Genomic DNA, 19874 nt, shown 5'->3' on the forward strand with positions numbered 1-19874 from the left:
CCATCATAAGTTACATGAAAAGGCACATCAATAATGTTGCGGTAATCGGTTCCGGAATAATGGGAAGTGGCATTGCCTGTCACTTCGCGAATATCGGGGTCGAAGTTTTGCTTTTGGATATCGTACCCAGGGAACTGAGCGATGCCGAAAAGGCCAAAGGACTCACCCTTGAGGACAAGGCCGTCCGCAACCGGATAGTCAACGATTCACTTAAAGCCGCCCTTAAGGGCAAACCCTCCCCCATCTATCATCAAAAATTCGCCAATCGCATCAGCACGGGGAACTTGGAAGACGATATCGCCAAGATCAAAGATGTCGATTGGATCATCGAAGTCGTTGTTGAACGGCTCGACATCAAAAAACAAGTGTTCGAAAACATCGAAAAGCACCGGAAACCTGGCACCTTGATTACTTCGAATACCTCGGGCATCCCGATACATTTCATGAGTGAGGGAAGAAGTGAGGATTTCCAAAAACATTTTTGCGGAACCCACTTCTTCAATCCTGCCAGATACCTCAAGCTCTTTGAAATCATCCCAGGTCCGAAGACCGATACCGAGGTCCTTGATTTCTTGAACGGTTATGGTGAACAGTTTTTGGGAAAGACTTCGGTGGTGGCCAAAGACACGCCGGCTTTTATCGGGAACAGGATCGGTATTTTCAGCATCATGAGTCTCTTTCATGCGGTGAAAGACCTTGGAATGACCGTTGAAGAAGTCGACAAACTAACCGGTCCCGTTATCGGAAGACCTAAATCAGCCACCTTCCGTACCGTCGATGTCGTCGGTCTCGACACCTTGGTGCATGTCGCCAACGGGCTCTATGAAAACTGCCCCGATGACGAAAGACATGGCCTGTTCAAACTTCCCGATTTCATCGACACCCTCATGGCCAATAAATGGTTGGGTAGTAAGTCGGGACAAGGTTTTTACAAAAAAGTAAAGAACGATGCCGGAAAGAGTGAGATCCTTACCCTGGACCTCGACAGTATGGAGTACCGCTCCAAGAAATCGGCGAAATTCGCGACTTTGGAACTAACAAAGACCATTGACAAAGTGGTCGATCGCTTTGCAGTCTTATGTGGCGGAAAAGACAAGGCCGGGGAATTCTATAGAAAAAGCTTCGGGCAATTGTTCGCTTACGTATCACATCGCATTCCTGAAATTACCGACGAACTCTATAAAATCGATGACGCCATGAAGGCCGGTTTCGGCTGGGAACACGGCCCTTTCCAGATTTGGGACGCCGTAGGGCTCGATAAAGGATTGGAGTTCATCAAAGCCGAAGGACAGGAGCCAGCGGCTTGGGTCACTGAAATGCAAGCGGCCGGTATCAGCTCCTTTTATTCGGTAAAGGATGGGGCCACCCACTATTACGATATTCCGAAAAAAGCAATGGTGAAAGTACCTGGACAAGACGCGTTTATCATTCTTGACAATATCCGTAAGAGTAATGAGGTCTTCAAAAATTCAGGTGTTGTCATCGAAGATTTGGGAGATGGCATCCTAAACTGTGAGTTCCAGTCCAAAATGAACACCATTGGCGGTGATGTTTTAGCCGGTTTGAATAAGGCCATTGACCTTGCGGAGAAAGACTTCCAAGGCTTGGTCGTCGGAAATCAGGCCGCCAACTTTTCAGTGGGTGCCAATATCGGCATGATATTCATGATGGCCGTCGAACAAGAATACGACGAACTGAACATGGCCATCAAGATGTTTCAAGATACGATGATGCGCATGCGGTATTCGTCGATTCCGACCATTTCTGCCCCCCATGGCATGTGTTTGGGCGGGGGTTGCGAACTGTCATTGCATGCCGATAAGGTCGTTGCAGCGGCAGAGACCTATATCGGGCTTGTCGAGTTCGGTGTCGGGGTTATCCCGGGTGGTGGTGGATCCAAGGAATTCGCCATGCGGGCCTCAGACTCGTTCCGTAAAGGGGACGTCGAATTGAACATCCTACAAGAATACTTTTTGACGATCGGAATGGCCAAAGTATCCACATCGGCCTATGAGGCCTTCGATTTGGGCATCTTACAAAAGGGTAAGGATGTGGTCGTGGTCAACAAAGACCGCCAGATCGCTACGGCCAAGGCCCACGCGAAACTAATGGCCGAAGCTGGCTACACCAAACCGCCAAGTCGCAAAGACGTCAAGGTATTGGGAAAACAGGCGTTGGGTATGTTCTTGGTCGGTACCGATGCCATGGAAGCCAGCCGTTACATCAGTGAACACGATAAGAAAATTGCGAACAAGTTGGCCTACGTCATGGCAGGAGGTGACCTTTCGGAACCCACGATGGTTTCGGAGCAATACCTTCTGGATATCGAACGTGAAGCCTTCCTTTCCCTTTGTACCGAAAGAAAGACCCTTGAACGCATACAGCATATGTTGAAAACAGGAAAACCCCTTAGAAACTAAAAACATGAAAACAGCATATATAGTCAAAGGATACCGCACCGCGGTCGGCAAATCCAAAAAAGGAGGGTTTCGATTCAAAAGGGCCGATGAATTGGCAGCGGAGACCATCGAACATTTGGTCGGGCAATTGCCTGAATTCGATAAAACCAGGATTGATGATGTTATCGTCGGTAATGCCATGCCCGAAGGCTCGCAAGGCTTGAACATGGCCCGATTGATTTCCTTGATGGGATTGGACATCGTCGACGTACCCGGTGTAACCGTTAACCGATTCTGTTCTTCAGGATTGGAAACCATCGGAATCGCTTCCGCTAAAATACAGGCCGGAATGGCCGATTGTATTATCGCCGGGGGAGTTGAAAGTATGAGCTCCGTACCCATGACGGGATTCAAGACCGAATTGAACTACGATTTAGTCCATTCCGGACACGAAGATTACTATTGGGGAATGGGAAATACGGCCGAAGCGGTCGCCCAGGAATACAAAGTTTCGCGCGAAGACCAAGACGAATTCGCCTACCATTCGCATATGAAAGCCTTGAAAGCACTTGATGAAGATCGTTTTCAAGATCAAATCGTACCGATAGAGGTCGAACAGACCTATGTCGACGGAAACGGTAAGCGAGCATCCAAAAAGTTCACCGTAACCAAAGATGAAGGTCCGCGACGAGGTACTTCTAAAGAAGCACTCGCGAAGTTGCGGCCGGTATTTGCCGCCAACGGAAGCGTAACGGCAGGAAACTCTTCACAGACCAGCGATGGTGCCGCTTTCGTTATGGTCATGAGTGAAGAAATGGTCAAGGAATTGAATCTTGAACCCGTTGCCCGTTTGGTCAATTACGCCGCTGCCGGGGTTCCACCCCGAATTATGGGTATCGGCCCGGTGGCAGCCGTACCGAAAGCTTTGAAGCAGGCGGGACTTTCACAGAACGATATCGAATTGATCGAGTTGAACGAAGCCTTCGCCTCCCAATCCTTGGCGGTAATCCGTGAATTGGGATTGAATCCTGACATCATCAACGTCAATGGTGGTGCCATTGCCCTTGGACACCCCCTCGGCTGTACCGGGGCCAAACTTTCGGTACAACTCTTCGACGAGATGCGAAAAAGGAACATGCAGGGCAAACACGGCATGGTGACCATGTGTGTAGGTACCGGACAGGGTGCCGCTGGAATATTTGAATTTTTGAATTGATTAATAGAATAAGATAAGCTATGAGTACTGAAACAATGGAAAAGGAAATCCTTCGCGGAGGCCAGTTTCTGGTCAAAGAAACGCAATGTGAGGATGTTTTCACCCTAGAAGACCTGACCGAAGAACAGCAAATGATGCGGGAAAGCACCAAGGAATTCGTCGATCGAAAACTTTGGGCGCATTGGGAGAAGTTTGAGAAGAAAGATTACGCCTATACCGAAGAAGCCATGCGTGAAGCCGGTGAGTTGGGCTTGTTGAGCATAGCGGTCCCAGAAGCCTATGGCGGAATGGGAATGGGCTTTGTTTCGACCATGTTGGTCTGTGATTACATCTCAGGTGCGACCGGTTCATTCAGTACGGCTTTCGGGGCACATACCGGTATCGGTACCATGCCCATTACCCTATACGGAACCGAAGAGCAGAAACAAAAGTATGTGCCCAAATTGGCCTCTGGTGAATGGTTCGGGGCTTATTGCCTAACCGAGCCCGGAGCCGGATCGGACGCCAACTCCGGTAAGACCAAGGCGGTGCTTTCCGAAGACGGCAAATCGTACAAGATCACCGGGCAGAAAATGTGGATTTCGAACGCGGGCTTCTGCAGTCTCTTCATTGTTTTCGCACGCATCGAAGACGACAAGAACATTACCGGGTTTATCGTCGAGAACGACCCAAGCAATGGCATCACCCTAGGCGACGAAGAGAAGAAATTGGGTATCCATTCCTCGTCGACACGCCAAGTGTTCTTCAACGAGACCGTTGTTCCGGTTGAAAATATGTTGTCGGAGCGTGGCAATGGATTCAAAATCGCCATGAACGCCTTGAACGTCGGTCGAATCAAATTGGCAGCCGCCTGTTTGGAGGCACAACGCCGTGTGATCAACGAAGCGGTGAATTACGCCAACGAACGCATACAATTCAAGACGCCGATCATGAATTTCGGGGCCATCAAGGCCAAGATCGCCGACATGGCGACCAATGCCTACGTTGATGAGGCAGCCTGTTATCGTGCCGCCAAGAATATCGAAGACCGCATCGCCATCCGCGAAGCGAATGGAAACACCCATCAAGAAGCCGAACTCAAAGGTGTCGAGGAATATGCCATCGAATGCTCCATATTGAAAGTGGCGGTTTCCGAACACGTTCAGGACACTACCGATGAGGGCATACAGATTTTTGGGGGCATGGGATTCAGTGCTGATACCCCGATGGAGTCGGCCTGGAGGGATGCGCGGATATCCCGCATCTATGAAGGCACCAACGAAATCAACCGCATGCTCGCTGTGGGCATGTTGGTGAAAAAAGCCATGAAAGGCCATGTCGATCTTTTGGGACCTGCCACGGCAGTCGGCGAAGAGCTGATGGGAATTCCATCTTTTGACACTCCTGACTTTTCAGAACTTTTCGCCGAAGAGAAAGACTTGGTCGCAAGACTGAAAAAAGTATTTTTGATGGTTGCCGGAAGTGCGGTGCAAAAGTACGGAACCGAATTGGAGAAGCACCAACAACTTTTAATGGCGGCCTCTGATATCTTGATCCAAGTTTACTTGGCCGAGTCGGCTATTCTCCGAACCGAGAAAAACGCCAAACGATATGGTGAGGAAGCTCAAGCGACCCAAATAGCCATGTCACGCCTGTACCTCTATCGCGCCGTTGACATTGTAGTCCAAAAAGGGAAGGAAGCCATCGTTTCTTTCGCTGACGGAGACGAACAACGCATGATGTTGATGGGCTTGAAGCGCTTTACGAAATATACGAACCAACCCAATGTAGTGGCTTTACGTACGGCAATAGCCGATAAGGTGGCTGCTGATAATGGGTATACCTTCGACTAATTCAAATAGCTTCACCAAGCTAATTTGAGAACCGCCCTTATCGGGCGGTTTTTTTTATGTGCATTTTGCCAGCATGACCGTTGGGTTTACCTTTATGGCATGAACCAAGAATTGCTTGACCAGCTGTATGACCCACAAGCCTTTGAGGCCCATGGAAAACGTTTTATCGAAGTCTTGACGGCCCATCTTGAAAGGACTACCAAAGGGCATACCGAAAGGGTTATTGCCTGGAATACGCCCGAAAAGGAACTGGAGTTTTGGCAATCCTTTTTGAAAGAGGGGGATTCCAATGACTTTTTAGATGAAATCCTGGCCCGAACCATCCACACCCATCATCCACGCTATGTCGGGCATCAAGTGGCGGCCACTGCACCACTTACTGCTTTGACCAGTATGGTCAGTGGGTTGTTGAACAATGGAATGGCCGTATATGAAATGGGTATGGCCCCATCGGCCATTGAACGTGTGGTCATTGATAGCATTTGCGCGCGTATCGGGTATTCTGAAGACTCCGGTGGGTTTCTTACCTCGGGAGGTACTTTGGCCAATCTGACGGCCATGCTCTCGGCACGGAGGGCCAAAGCGAGTGGTGATGTCTGGAATCAGGGGCATCAGGGTGCTTTGGGTATTATGGTTTGCGAGGAGGCCCATTACTGTATCGACCGTGCTGCCAAAATTATGGGATTAGGGGAGCAAGGGATCATCAAGATTCCCGGTAAAAAAGACCACTCGATGGACGTGGCTACCCTGGAGACTTACTTTCAGGAAGCGACCGCAAAGGGTATCGAGATATTCGCCATTGTTGGATCTGCCCCTTCAACGGCTACCGGAGCTTATGATGATCTTGAAGCCATAGCGGAATTCGCTAAAACACACAACCTTTGGTTCCATGTCGACGGGGCCCATGGTGGGGCCGCTATCTATTCAAAAAAATACGCCCCATTGGTCTCCGGCATCGAAAAGGCCGATTCGGTCGTCATTGATGGCCACAAAATGTTGTTATTGCCAACAATCACCACGGCATTGCTGTTCAAAAACAAAAGGGACGCACAACACACCTTCAGCCAAACCGCGGATTACCTATTGGATGATTCGCTTGAAGAACAGTGGTTCAATAGCGGAAAAAAGACCTTCGAATGTACCAAGACGATGATGAGCCTCCATTGGTACCTTCTTTTGAAGGTGTATGGTGAAGCCGTCTTTGACAGTTTTGTTACCCGCCAATTCGATTTAGGAAAAGCCTTTGCCACGGAACTGAAGAATCATCCTGGTTTTGAAATCGCCACACCACCGCAATCGAACATTGTTTGCTTCAGGTGGACACATCGTGACTTAAACCAATCGGAATTGGACGGTATCAATGCTGAAATCAGACAAATTCTCTTGGAAGAAGGCCGGTTTTACTTGGTACAGACCAAGCTACGTGGCATTCTTTATTTACGGATATCGTTGATGAATCCGTTCACCACGATGGAACACTTGCGTGCATTGCTACAAGAGCTTGAAAGCAAGGCCCAAAAGCTTGCAGTCGGGCTCGTTAACTGATCGATTCCAAAATTTTCTCCTCGCTGTGCTTGCGTGAAAAGTTGATCGCACACTCGATCAATGCCAAATGGGAATATGCTTGTGGGAAATTCCCGAGCAAGCGTTTCGTTTTGAAATCGATGTCCTCACTGAACAAGCCCAAGTGATTGCTATATCCCAACAACTGTTCGAAATGGGCAAGTGCTTTTTCTTCCTCCCCGATTTTGAACAAGGCATTGATGAACCAGAACGTACAAATGGTGAACGAAGAAGAGGGCAAGCCGAAATCATCTTCGTTTTTATAGCGGTACAATAGTCCGTCATTGCTCAAATCACGTTCGATGGCCTTCACGGTACTGACGAACTTCGGGTCTTTGGCATCGATGAACCCGTACGACTCCATCAATAAAACGGAGGCATCCAGATGGTAGGATCCGTAGGATTGTACAAAGGCCTGAACGTCATCGTTCCATGCATTTTCGTAAATATCGGCCCGAATTTCTTCTTCGATGGGTTGCCATTTCTTGATCTTCCCGTGTTTTCCGAATATGCGTGCGACCTTGATGGCACGATCCAAAGCCACCCAACAGAGTACCTTCGAAAAGGTGAAATGACGGTCTTCGCCACGAAACTCCCAGATACCCTTATCGGGTTCCTTCCAGTGCTTATTGACGATCCAAACGATTCCTTTGGTAATGCTCCAAAGTTCCTCACCGTTTTCAATATCGTTGCTGAACTTCATCAACTGCTCGTAAATGACGTCCATCAAAATACCATAGATATCGTTCTGTTTTTGCTTATAAGCGGCATTTCCGGTACGTACCGGCTTGGATCCCTTATACCCATCAAGATGTTCGAGGGTATTCTCGGTCAGTCTTTTCTCCTTGTTGATCCCGTACATGATCTGGAGTTTTTCGTCCTTGTCGGGCATCAAATCGATAATAAACTGCAAGTAGCGCTTGGCGGAGTTTTTATGGCCCAATTCCGAGACCACTTTGATGACCATCGAGGCATCCCGTATCCAACAAAAGCGGTAATCCCAATTCCGGACCTCTCCTATGGTTTCAGGCAAAGAGGTGGTGGCAGCGGCCAGTACGGCCCCGGTCTTATCATAGGTCAACATCTTTAATGTTAACGCGCTGCGCATGATCTGGTCGTTGAATTTCTTATAGGAAGGGGTGCGATCCACCCAATCCAACCAATAGATCTTGGTACGTTCCAACTCCAATGAAACCTTTTCGGTAGTCGGTTTAAAGATCTTTTCGTTATAACAAATCGAGAAAAAACCGTCTTCTTTTAGGGTGATCTCACCGCCATTGACCACCGTTTCCTTATCGAAAGACGTGTAAAGGAAGAGTGTATCGAACTTTCGTTTACTGGTCAGGCTAACGATAAAATTCGTCTTGACGTAATTCGTGGTCTCGCCCTGGGCATACACCAATTTGGGGTCATAAAGCACGCTGAACTTCGGTGCACCCGAAATGTGTTTGATGTATCGAACGACCTCGGGTGGCGCATTGTATTTGCCGCTCAACTTATGGTAGCGCGGCATAAAATCGTGTACTTCAAAAGTATTCTCCCCATCCGAATACCGTGTGATCAAAATGGCGGTATTGCGAAAGTACTTCTGGGTGATTTCGTAATTGTATCGGGTCAAGATCTCAAAACTGCCCCCCTTCTTCTCATCGAGAAGTTTGGCGAAAATCGAAGAGGAATCGAACTGCGGTAAACAGCACCAATCCAGCGATCCGGTATCGGAAATCAAAGCGGCACTTCGGCAGTTACCGATTATTCCGTAATTTAGGTTATCCATGCAACGTAACTATGTTTCGACTGTGTATTGTAGGTTTTTTCTTTCTTATAAAACCGAAAAACCCCTTTTTTATTACATTTTTGCGATAAAATATCTTAGATGAGTAAAACTATAATTATTTCCAATAGGCTGCCAGTCCAACTGCAAATAAGTGATGGCGGTCTTTCGGCCATACCCAGCGTCGGCGGTTTGGCCACGGGAATGAAATCGGTGCACAGCGGAGGTGAAAGTTTGTGGATCGGCTGGTCTGGACTGACCGATGAGGATATTCCGGCCCCTTTGGCACCAGAGATCGACAAGGCCTTGAAAAAGCACGGCTGTGCCAAGGTCAATCTGACCAAAAGGGATGTCGATGGGTTTTACTTCGGTTTCAGCAACAGGACCATCTGGCCTTTGTTCCATTATTTTTTGGAATACTCCGAATTCGAATTGGATTTCTGGAACAGTTACAAAGCGGTAAACCAAAAGTTCGCCGATGCCATTTTGGAGCAATCGGGTGAAAACGATACCATATGGGTGCACGATTACCAATTGATGCTGGTACCCCAAATGGTGAAGGCGCAACGACCCAATGCTACCATCGGCTTTTTCCTGCACATCCCCTTCCCCTCTTATGAGATTTTTAGGACCCTACCCTGGCGTGAAGAAATCTTGGAAGGTTTGTTGGGTTCTGATCTCATCGGTTTCCATACCTATGATTACGAAAGGCATTTTTTAAGTTCCGTTCGCCGTTTATTGGGCTTGGAAGTAAGTTTTAACGATATCTTTCTGGAAAATCGGGTCATCAAGGTCGATTCGTTTCCCATGGGCATCGACTACGATAAATTCAGTGCGGCCGCTAAGGTCCATCATGAAAACGCAGCTTCTGAACGATCCGATTTGCAAAAAAAGTTGGACGCCCATAAAGAGTCCGTCCCCGATGGGAAGTTGATCCTATCCATCGACCGCCTCGATTACAGTAAAGGGATTGCCCAGCGCATCAACGCCTTCGAATACTTTTTGAACAAATACCCGGAGTATAAAGAAAAGGTCCGCTTGATCATTTTGGCCGTACCATCGAGATCCAATGTCCCGCAATACCAGGTCTTGAAACGTGAAATCGATGAGTTGGTCGGTCGTATCAATGGGGAACTTTCAACGGTGAACTGGACGCCCATCTGGTACTTCTATCGTTCGCTCCCTTTCGAAAACCTCATCGATCTTTATACGTCGAGCGATATTGCCTGGTTGACTCCGTTACGCGATGGCATGAATCTCGTCGCGAAGGAATATGTAGCGACCCGCACCGATAAATCGGGGGTTTTGATCCTCAGTGAAATGGCTGGATCCGCCTATGAAATGAACGAAGCGCTGCTGATCAATCCGAACAATTTCGAACAACAGGCAGACACCTTGAAACAGGCGATCACCATGCCTTTGAAAGAACAAATGGCTCGAAACATGTTTTTGCAGAATCGCTTACAACGCTATAATGTCGAGGTGTGGGCCAAAGAATTTATGAGTGTCTTGGACCATCAAAAAGCCAATTTGGAAACCTATGTCTCCCGCAAGCTGAACAAGGATTTGGTGGAATCCATCACAAAGGAGTACCGCCAAGCGGGCAACCGCATTCTCTTCTTGGATTACGACGGCACCCTGACCGGATTCCATAAGGATCCCCAAAAAGCCGTACCCGATGCCGAGTTATATGACATTTTAGATCGGTTGCACCAACAGCCGAACACCACCCTCTTTTTGATCAGTGGCCGCGATAAGGAGACCTTTACCAAATGGTTCATCGATAGGAAGTATAACATGATCGTCGAGCATGGGGTGTGGATTTCGCAAGGCGGAGCGTCCTTCAAACTACTCGAACAGGTCAAAGACGATTGGATCGACAAGGTACAGCCGGTTTTGGAATCCTTCGTGGATCGGACGCCGGGTTCCTTTATCGAGAAAAAGAACTACTCCTTAGCGTGGCATTACCGCAACACCGATCCCGATTTTGGGGAGAAGCGGGCAACGGAACTCAATACCGTTTTGACCGGACTTATCGGTAATGACGATATCAGTGTCTTGAACGGCAATAAGGTCATTGAAGTCAAAAGTAGTAACGTGAACAAAGGCCGCGCTTCGGTTCGCATGCTTGCGGAAAGCAACTATGATTTCATCATGGCCATCGGTGACGATTGGACCGACGAATTCATGTTCCAAGACTTGCCTGAAAGTGCGGTGACCATCAAAGTGGGCCTTAAAAAGACCCAAGCCAAGTACCATGTGGAAGGCACCAAGAAAGTGCGGCTGTTTTTAACTGAATTAATGGGATTATGAGACGATCTACCAACCTTATTTTATGCGTTTTGATGTCAACTTTGGCCTTTGGCCAGAGCGATACCGAAATTTATCTTTTCGACTTCACCCTTGCTGGCGATAGTATTTCCATTTCCGGAAAGACGAACATTTCCCAAAATGAGGGCTATGACAACCAGCCCTCGTTTTTCGATGCCAATACGATCTTGTTTTCCTCGACAAGGAACGGTCAAACGGATATTCGGTCTTATGCTATGGATTCAGGAACAACGACCTGGTTGACCGACACCCCGCAAGGCAGCGAATACTCCCCTACCCGAATTCCAGAAAGTAATGCGATTTCCGCCATTCGACTTGACACCACCGGATTACAGCGTCTGTATCGCTACAACATCAAAAAAGGGACCGACAAAAGCATTCTAAAAGACGCCAAGGTCGGTTATCATTATTGGTACGACCCCAATACGCTCGTCACCACGGTTTTGGTGGATAATAGGATGGACTTAGTACTGAACGATTTAAAAAAGGAAGTCTCAGACACCATTGAAACCAAGGTCGGTAGAGGGCTTGGCCGTGTGCCCGGAAAAGGTATGGTCTCGTATGTCAAATCCAATAACGGAAATAATGATATATTGACGTTCGACCCCAATTCCAAAGCAACAGGTCCATTGGTCATTCCGATTCGGGAGGTGCAGGATTATGCATGGCATCCTTCGGGCTTTATCGTAATCGCCTATAAGAACATCTTGCTGAAATTGGACCCTAGCAAAGGAGCAGATTGGGAACCCTTTCATACCTTCAACGATGCCGATTTGGGTGGAATCACCCGTTTGGTATTTAGTCCCGACGGTCGAAAATTGGTCTTGGTTTCCTCCACTTCCCCCGAAGCCATTGTCCAAAAACAGCTAGACGCCTACAACAATCGCGATATCGATGCCTTTTTGGCGACCTATGCCGATTCGATTACCTTGTTTAATTTCCCCGGTGAACAGACGGCACAAGGATTGGACGCCATGAGGAAACAATACCAAGGTTTCTTTGAATCGACGCCCGACCTGCATTGTGAGATCAAGAACAGGATCGTGATAGGTAACAAGGTCATCGATGAGGAATTCTTGACCATCAACGGCCAAAACTTTTCGGCCGTGGCCATTTATGAAGTGGAAAACGGTAAAATTGCCAAAGTCACATTTTTAAGATAATTTCCCTTTTGTGAAATTCCCACATAACATCAGCCGTATCGAAGCCTTCAGTGATGCTGTTTTCGCTTTCGCTGCCACCTTACTGGTGGTTTCGGTAGGCGATACCGACAGCGGTTCGATCTTGAAGGTCGATTGGCGGGTATTCTTGAGTTTCGGGGTCAGCTTTTTCGTATTGGTCAGCTTGTGGTCGGTGCACTACAATTTTTTCAGACGGACCAAACATATGGACAATTGGATCATCGCCCTGAATTCGATTTTGCTGTTCGTGGTGTTATACTACATCTTCCCTTTGAAATCGTTGATCGATACCTGGGCCAGTGGCAACGGATTGAACGTTGAGGAATTTTCATCACTATTCCAGCTCTACAGTCTTGGTTTTTTCTTGATATTCCTATGCTTTTCCTTGATGTACCTCAGGGCTTACAAAAAGACGAAATCCATTGAAAACGCCATTCAGCTGTTGTTCTATGCCCGCCATTTTGGTATTTATGTTTTCGTTTCCTTATTATCGATCCTTTTGGCAAAATTCAAAATCGGGTTGCTATTCGCCCTACCCGGTTTGATCTATGCCCTACTTGGACCTTTATGTTATGTGCACGGAGTGCAATTTGAAAAAAATCGTTTATCATGAAAACAAAATTCTGGATGCTCTCTTTAGGGTTCTTGCTGGCCCATTCAATAAATGGCCAGAGCGATCCCCGCCTGTATGATATCATCAATGCCGTTTCGGCCGAGCGGCTGCAGGCCGATATCACGACCTTGGCGAACTTTGGCACCCGACACACCTTAAGTGATACCATCTCTGATACGCGCGGCATCGGAGCGGCCAGACGATGGATCAAATCGGAATTTGAAACGATATCGGCAGCCTGTAATGACTGTTTGGAGGTCTTTTATCAAAAAGACCTGGTGGAGAAAGGAGCGAACCAACGCATCGTTGATGATGTTTGGGTGGTCAATGTGGTGGCCATCCAACGTGGTACTAAGTTCCCAAACCGCTATATCATCATGAGTGGTGATATCGATTCAAGGGTGAGTGACCCCAACGATTTCACCTCTGACGCACCAGGGGCCAATGACAATGCCACGGGCATGGCCGGTGCATTGGAAGCGGCTAGGGTACTTACTAAATACCGCTTTGAGAGCAGTATCATCTATGTAGGGCTTTCAGGGGAAGAACAAGGGCTTTTTGGAGGTAAAGGGCTTGCCGCTTATGCCAAGAAAAACAATTGGGAAATCGTCGGAGTAATCAACAACGATATGATCGGAAACATCAAAGGGGTCGATGGGGTGATCAGCAATCGCGATTTCAGGATTTTTTCCGAACCAGTGCCCCCGAACGAAACCGAAAGACAACGGAGGGCTAGACGGTTTTATGGGGGAGAAGTTGATGGTATTTCACGGCAATTGGCACGATATGTCCATAAGACCACTAAGACCTATATGCCCGAAATGAATCCGATGATGGTGTACCGTTTGGATCGCTTTGGCCGTGGAGGCCACCATCGCCCGTTCAATGATGAAGGCTATGCAGGTATTCGGATTATGGAATCCCATGAAAACTACACCCAGCAACATCAAGACATCCGTGTAGAGGATGGTATCGCTTATGGCGATGTGCTCGAACATGTGGATTTCGAATACACCAAAAAATTAACTGCGGTCAATGCCATTACCCTTGCGGCTTTGGCCTGGGCACCTCCAGCTCCTGAAACCGTTGAAATCGGGGGGGTCGTCGAACCTTCGGCAAAGCTAAAATGGAGTGCCGTCAAAGGCGCGATCGGGTATAAGATCTATTGGAGGGAAACAACTTCACCCACTTGGGACAATTATATGTATGTAGGAAACGTTCTACAAAAAACTCTAACCGGTATCGTCATCGACAATTTCTTTTTTGGGGTTGCCGCTGTTGCGGAAAACGGACATGAAAGTCCGGTGGTTTTTCCAAATGCCGTGTTTCGATAAATATGGAATACATGAAAAAACTTTGTCTGTTGCTCATAGGGTTTTATACCCTGCAGACCATGGCTCAGGAAGACCTGAGCTACACCAAAGATGAATTTTTACGTGGTAGCATCACACCAGAGCGTTCTTGGTGGGATCTGAACTACTACCATTTGGATATCGAGGTGCGGCCCGATGAGAAATTCATCAAAGGCAAGAACACGATCCGATATAAAGTGCTTCACGCCAATGAAGTGTTACAAATCGATTTACAACCCCCCTTGAAAATCGAAAAGATCGTTCAAGACGGAAAAGAACTTTCGTATAAGAAAGAAGGGGAAAACGCCTATTTCGTCTTAGTGAACGACAATCAAGCGGTGGGATCATTTCATGAATTGGATGTCTATTATTCCGGATACCCTAAAGAAGCCGTTAGGGCGCCTTGGGATGGCGGATTATCATGGAAAAAAGATGCAAATGGCAAACACTTCGTGGCCACTTCTTGTCAGGGACTTGGGGCCAGTATCTGGTGGCCCAATAAAGACCACATGTACGACGAAGTGGATAGCATGCGGATCAGCGTGACTTTTCCAAAAGACCTCATGAACATTTCAAATGGACGTCTGGAGGGAATCGAAGAAAACGGGGACACAAAGACCACCCATTGGTTCGTACGCAATCCGATCAACAACTACGGTGTAAACATCAATATCGGTGACTATGCCCATTTCAGTGAAACCTACCAAGGAGAAAACGGGGAACTCGACTTCGATTACTTCGTACTTCGCGACAACCTCGAAAAAGCAAAGGAACAGTTCAAACAGACCAAACCCATGATGGAAGCTTTCGAGCATTGGTTCGGACCTTATCCATTTTATGAAGACGGTTTCAAGCTGGTCGAAGTACCCTATTTAGGCATGGAGCACCAAAGTTCGGTCACCTATGGAAATGGCTATCAGAACGGGTATCGGGGTATCGATCTTTCAGATTCGGGCTGGGGCCTGAAATTCGATTTCATCATCATTCACGAGGCCGGTCATGAGTGGTTTGCCAATAGCATCACCTACAAAGACATTGCCGATATGTGGATCCATGAAAGTTTCACCGCCTATTCGGAAAACCTTTTTCTCGATTACCATTATGGTTCCGAGGCATCGGCCGATTATGTGATCGGTACCCGCAAGCGCATTATGAACGACAAGCCTATTATCGGACGGTATAACCTGAACAAAAGGGGTTCTGGGGATATGTATTACAAAGGGGCCAATGTGTTGCATACCTTGCGTCAATTGATCGAGGATGATGAACAATGGCGGAGCATCTTGCGTGGTCTGAACAAAACCTTTTACCATCAAACGGTCACTACCCAACAAATCGAGCAATACCTGTCTACGATGACCGGGAAAGATCTTTCGGCTTTTTTCAACCAATACCTCCGAACCGCCATGGTACCGGTATTGGAATACCGTCAAGACGGAAAAGCGCTGGAATACCGCTACCAGAACATCGTCAAAGATTTCGATATGCCCGTCAAGGTGAAGATCGGTGGAAAGGAACAATGGGTTTTTCCAAAGGCCGATTGGACATCCCATCCTGAAGCCGTCGGACGTAACGCTGAATTCGAGGTCGATCGGAACTTTTATATCAACGCTACCAAACGTTAAGCCTCTTGAACGAAGAAAACTACCTACAGCCCACTTTGGAAAATGACCTCGTATTGATAAGACCCCTCGAAGTGGGTGATTTCGATGCCGTATACCAAGCGGCCTCAGATCCGGAAATCTGGGAGCAACACCAGAATCCCGATCGCTGGGAAAAGTCCGTGTTCAAAACCTTCTTCGATGGAGCGATGGCTTCAAAAGGGGCTTTTGCCATCATCGATAAAAAATCGGGACGGATTATCGGAAGCTCCCGCTTTCGAATCGCCAATGCTGAAAGTAAGGCCATTGAAATCGGATGGACCTTTTTATCAAAGGCCTTTTGGGGGGGAACTTATAACCGTTCCTTCAAAGGCTTGATGATCGAACATGCGCATCAGTATTTTGATGTCGTGCTCTTCAACGTAAACAAATACAACCTACGATCTCAAAAAGCCGTAGGCAAGTTGGGTGGTGAATTGATCGATAAAACAGGCCCCTTGGGCCACTTACATACCGAAAAGGAAGACGGACTCACTTTTGCGATACGTAAATAGCCCTTCGTAGGCTCATTAGTTAATTGAAACTGGCATTGATCAACGCCACAGGGGCCGGACCGCGTTCCTCGTCCGTTTCCGGAACGTAAACGAAGTAGAGATCCAACACCTCGTTGACCTTTTCATTCAACACCATACTTAGTAACCCGGCCGGTTGCCCTTCAACGGGCTTCGGCATGCTCCCTTTGCCCAACAACGGGCCATCGGCAGCACCGTTCCGTAGTTCAAAGGTCAACTTCGAAGTTGGTGGCGCTTGCCATCCAACCGTTAAATTCACGGCACTGACCCCGGTCAAGTCGATTCCGTTCATGGCGAACCATCCGCTATCATCCGGAACCACCAACAAATCCATACCTCCGAATTTCACTTGGGTAAAACCTTCTGATGCCAGTTCTCCGGCAAAAGTAACCGTACTGCTCTGTAATGCCGCCGAACGGATACCGGTCAAAGGTTTGCCGATGCCGTTTCCTTCATCGGTATAACTGGCCGTCAAAACCATGACATTGGCGTTTCCTGAAGGACTGGGTACAATGGTCCCTTTTGCGGGTAATGAGGGTTCTTGGCTCGCGTCAGCGACCAAAGATTGGATGTATAAAGCGATTTGGTTCGATTCTTCAGCGGTGATGTTCGGATGCGCTGGCATGACCACTTCACCCCAGGCGCCACCGCCTCCTTCGACGATTTTGGTCATCAAATATCCCAAAGCATTGTCTTCATCTTTGTAGCGTTCCGCGATTTCCAGATAATTCGGTCCGATCGAAGCCTCTTTTTCCTTATGACAGGTTTTACAATCCATCGATTGGGTCAAAGCCTTACCCATTACGGCAGCTGAAACCTGTTGATGTCCAAGTGATTGGTTCACCTGATCCATACCCTGACGGTAATCGACCGAAACGAAGATGTTCTTGGGGTCGATCTCCCCAGCGTCAGGGTCGGTAACCGTGACTTCGTAGGCGACAGGAACACCTGCAATGAAAAAGGACGAATTGCCCCCTTTCAAATCTATGGTAACCTCAGGCCTTGAATTTCCTGCCGTGACGGAGAGCGTCTTGCTAGTAGAGGTTTCCCCAAGGGCGTCTTTGGCAGTTAGCGTAACCGTATACTCTCCCGCTTCTTCGAAAGTATGGTTGATCATACCCTCTTCCGTCTCTAGGGTTTCGCCATTTCCGAAATCCCATTGATAAACGATCGCATCCTTTTCGCGATCATGTGCCTTAGCGCTGGCCGTGATGGTCAATGGCAAGCTCCCAGAGGTTCGATCTACGGTCAATTCATCGATCAACGGCGCACGATTGCCGCCATTGTATTCAATAAAACTCAAGGCGGAATTGTCGTTTTTGGTAAACCATCCACTACCGTATTCCAATAGATAAATACGCCCATCATCACCCAATTCCATGTCGATCAAGCTATTGACCTCGATTTCGGTCGCGAAGGGTTCCATTTTGTTAAAGCTTCCATCCGCAAAAAGATTGACGGCCATCATCCACCCACGCATCCATTCGTAAATAATGGCTTTTCCGTTATAATAGTCAGGAAGGTTTTCGTTGCCAGGATATAGGTCGGCATAATACACCGGTCCGGCCATCGCATTTCGCCCGCCGGTACCTACCTGCGGAAAGTCTGGGGTATCGGCATAGGGATAAAAAATATACGCTGGCTGTGCTGGGGGTAATTCGCGAAGGCCCGTATTGTTTTGAGAGTCGTTTATAGGGTGTTCGGGATCGAATGCGGCCCCACTTTCACCGGTAGCATAATCGTAATCGACATAGGGTTTGTTATCGGCTATGAACAAAGGCCAGCCATAGTTTCCGGCCTCACGTGCCAGTCCCATTTCGTCATACCCCCTTGGACCGCGGGCTGCATAATCGTCTTGACGGGCGTCTGGACCGACATCACCCCAATACAGGTAGCCGTTCTTAGGGTCGACCGAGATGCGATAAGGGTTACGGTGGCCCATGGTGTAGATTTCAGGCCTGGTCCTTTCCGTGCCTTCCGGAAAGAGGTTGCCTTCCGGAATGCTGTAACTACCATCTTCATTCACTTTGATCCTAAGGATTTTACCCCGCAGGTCATTGGTGTTACCCGAAGAACGTCGGGCATCGTATTGTTCCTTGCCCGGCAAATCGTTCAATGGGGCGTAACCGTTGTTCACATAAGCAGCACCCGGTTCATCGAATGGGGTCGAATTATCGCCGGTCGACAAATACAACAACCCTCCCGGGCCGAAAGTGATCGACCCACCGGTATGGCAGCAAATCTCCCGTTGGCTTTCAACCTCGAGAATAACTTGTTCACTTTCCAAATCAAAGTTTCCAGATTCAAATTTAAACCGGGACAGGCGATTCACCCATTGATCTCCGCTAGGAGCATAATAAGTGTAAACCCAGTGGTTGTTCTTAAAATCAGGGTCTTTTTGAAGGCCCATCAAACCTTCTTCCGCGTTGACTCCCGGGGTCTCCAGTGTTTTGTGATATACATCCAAAAAGGCAACTTGGTTTAAGGTTCCTTCTTCAGCGGAATAGTGCATGATCTCACCTCGTCGCTGGGCGATCAATACGTCATTATTCGGTAAAACGGCCATTTCGGTAGGTTCGAAAAACTCGCCGACCACCAAGGTTTTCTTGCTAAAACGATCCGTATCGGGCGGGATCTGGGTGGTCGCCTTCGCGTAGTCCAATTCGAGGTTTTCACCAATGGCATAGGTTATGCCACCTAGCAAGTGCTGTAGAAACAAAGGCTCTTCAAAGCTTTCGGAGGTATGGCCGGCCGCTGTGTAAAACGCGCGCCCCCCATCGAATTCATGATACCAGCTCATCGGATGGAAATCGCCGTTTTCACCGCCTTCATAGGTCGATTCGTCAACAGTGATCAAGACGTTGACGTCAGGATTCAACTTCTTGAAGTTGTATAGTTCATCAGTTCGGGTCCAAACCGAATCCTTGAAGAATTGCGTGGCCATAAAAGCCTTCGTCTTGATGATAAAGTCGGCTTTAGGGGTACCTGCTGGATGGCTCAGGAAAAAAGCGCCGGCCAACTTGCCGTACCAACCCCAGTCGTACTCGGTATCCGTTGCGGCATGAACGCCTACGTAACCGCCACCGGCCTGTATATAGCGTTCGAAAGCTGCTTCTTGATAATGATCCAACACGTTGCCCGTGGTACTCAAAAATATTACGGTGGAGTACTTTTGGAGTTCCTCATCAGTGAATTTGGCCGCATTGGTGGTGGTATCGACCTCAAAACCATTTTCATCGCCCAACTTTTGTATGGCCCGGATCCCGTCAGGAATCGAGGCATGTTCGAACCCCATGGTCTTTGAAAACACCAAAACCTTGGGAGGCCCCGATCTTTTCTTGTCACAACTTGTCAAACAAACGGCCAGCACGAGGCATACGGCCGCAAGGGAAAGAACTCTTTTCATATTCATACATTTGTTAGGTGGTGAACTAAAGTAGTCA

Annotated in this window: 12 protein-coding genes; 10 read left to right on the plus strand and 2 right to left on the minus strand. The window is 48.0% G+C overall.

Translation table 11 applies throughout. The features are described from left to right. Positions 1-14 precede the first annotated feature (14 nt). The 4 genes from ABV409_RS10605 (at position 15) to ABV409_RS10620 (ending at position 6992) form a co-directional block, all read left to right on the plus strand. Entirely contained in the window at positions 15-2420 is a 2406-nt protein-coding gene (locus ABV409_RS10605; RefSeq protein WP_353877561.1) for a 3-hydroxyacyl-CoA dehydrogenase/enoyl-CoA hydratase family protein, read from the plus strand. Positions 2421-2424: 4 nt separating this feature from the next. Further along, entirely contained in the window at positions 2425-3615 is a 1191-nt protein-coding gene (locus tag ABV409_RS10610) for an acetyl-CoA C-acyltransferase (protein WP_353877562.1), read from the plus strand. Positions 3616-3635: 20 nt separating this feature from the next. Further along, the gene (locus ABV409_RS10615) at positions 3636-5447 is read left to right on the plus strand and encodes an acyl-CoA dehydrogenase FadE (RefSeq protein WP_353877563.1); all 1812 of its coding nucleotides are present in this window, start codon (positions 3636-3638) and stop codon (positions 5445-5447) included. A 99-nt stretch (positions 5448-5546) separates the two neighbouring features. Beyond that, a complete protein-coding gene (locus ABV409_RS10620) occupies positions 5547-6992 on the plus strand; it encodes a pyridoxal phosphate-dependent decarboxylase family protein (protein ID WP_353877564.1) in 1446 nt (481 codons plus the stop codon). On the opposite strand, the gene ABV409_RS10625 is transcribed toward ABV409_RS10620, so the two are convergent. Next, positions 6985-8784, minus strand: coding sequence for a glycoside hydrolase family 15 protein (locus ABV409_RS10625; RefSeq protein ID WP_353877565.1), 1800 nt, complete (start codon positions 8782-8784; stop codon positions 6985-6987). The genes ABV409_RS10620 and ABV409_RS10625 overlap by 8 nt on opposite strands. A gap of 99 nt (positions 8785-8883) precedes the next feature. Here ABV409_RS10625 and ABV409_RS10630 point away from each other — a divergent pair, with 99 nt between their 5' ends. The 6 genes from ABV409_RS10630 to ABV409_RS10655 are packed head-to-tail and all read left to right on the plus strand — an operon-like array spanning position 8884 to position 16413. After that, positions 8884-11094, plus strand: a complete 2211-nt coding sequence (locus tag ABV409_RS10630; protein WP_353877566.1) for a bifunctional alpha,alpha-trehalose-phosphate synthase (UDP-forming)/trehalose-phosphatase — start codon at positions 8884-8886, stop codon at positions 11092-11094. Then, the gene (locus ABV409_RS10635; protein ID WP_353877567.1) at positions 11091-12275 is read left to right on the plus strand and encodes a nuclear transport factor 2 family protein; all 1185 of its coding nucleotides are present in this window, start codon (positions 11091-11093) and stop codon (positions 12273-12275) included. Before ABV409_RS10630 ends, ABV409_RS10635 begins: the two co-directional genes overlap by 4 nt. Positions 12276-12285: 10 nt before the next feature. Further along, complete coding sequence (locus ABV409_RS10640; protein WP_353877568.1) at positions 12286-12906, plus strand: TMEM175 family protein; 621 nt, start codon at positions 12286-12288, stop codon at positions 12904-12906. 14 nt (positions 12907-12920) lie between these two features. Then, positions 12921-14240, plus strand: a complete 1320-nt coding sequence (locus ABV409_RS10645) for a M28 family peptidase (RefSeq protein WP_425590007.1) — start codon at positions 12921-12923, stop codon at positions 14238-14240. A gap of 11 nt (positions 14241-14251) precedes the next feature. Further along, positions 14252-15883: a M1 family metallopeptidase gene (locus ABV409_RS10650; RefSeq protein ID WP_353877570.1), complete on the plus strand. Its 1632-nt coding sequence runs from the start codon at positions 14252-14254 to the stop codon at positions 15881-15883. 5 nt (positions 15884-15888) lie between these two features. Next, positions 15889-16413 (plus strand): GNAT family N-acetyltransferase, encoded by a 525-nt coding sequence (locus ABV409_RS10655; protein WP_353877571.1) that lies wholly within the window; start codon positions 15889-15891, stop codon positions 16411-16413. A gap of 19 nt (positions 16414-16432) precedes the next feature. On the opposite strand, the gene ABV409_RS10660 is transcribed toward ABV409_RS10655, so the two are convergent. Then, positions 16433-19837: a ThuA domain-containing protein gene (locus tag ABV409_RS10660; protein ID WP_353877572.1), complete on the minus strand. Its 3405-nt coding sequence runs from the start codon at positions 19835-19837 to the stop codon at positions 16433-16435. Positions 19838-19874 lie beyond the last annotated feature (37 nt).

The organism is Flagellimonas algarum (genome assembly GCF_040513375.1).
Lineage (GTDB): Bacteria > Bacteroidota > Bacteroidia > Flavobacteriales > Flavobacteriaceae > Flagellimonas_B > Flagellimonas_B algarum.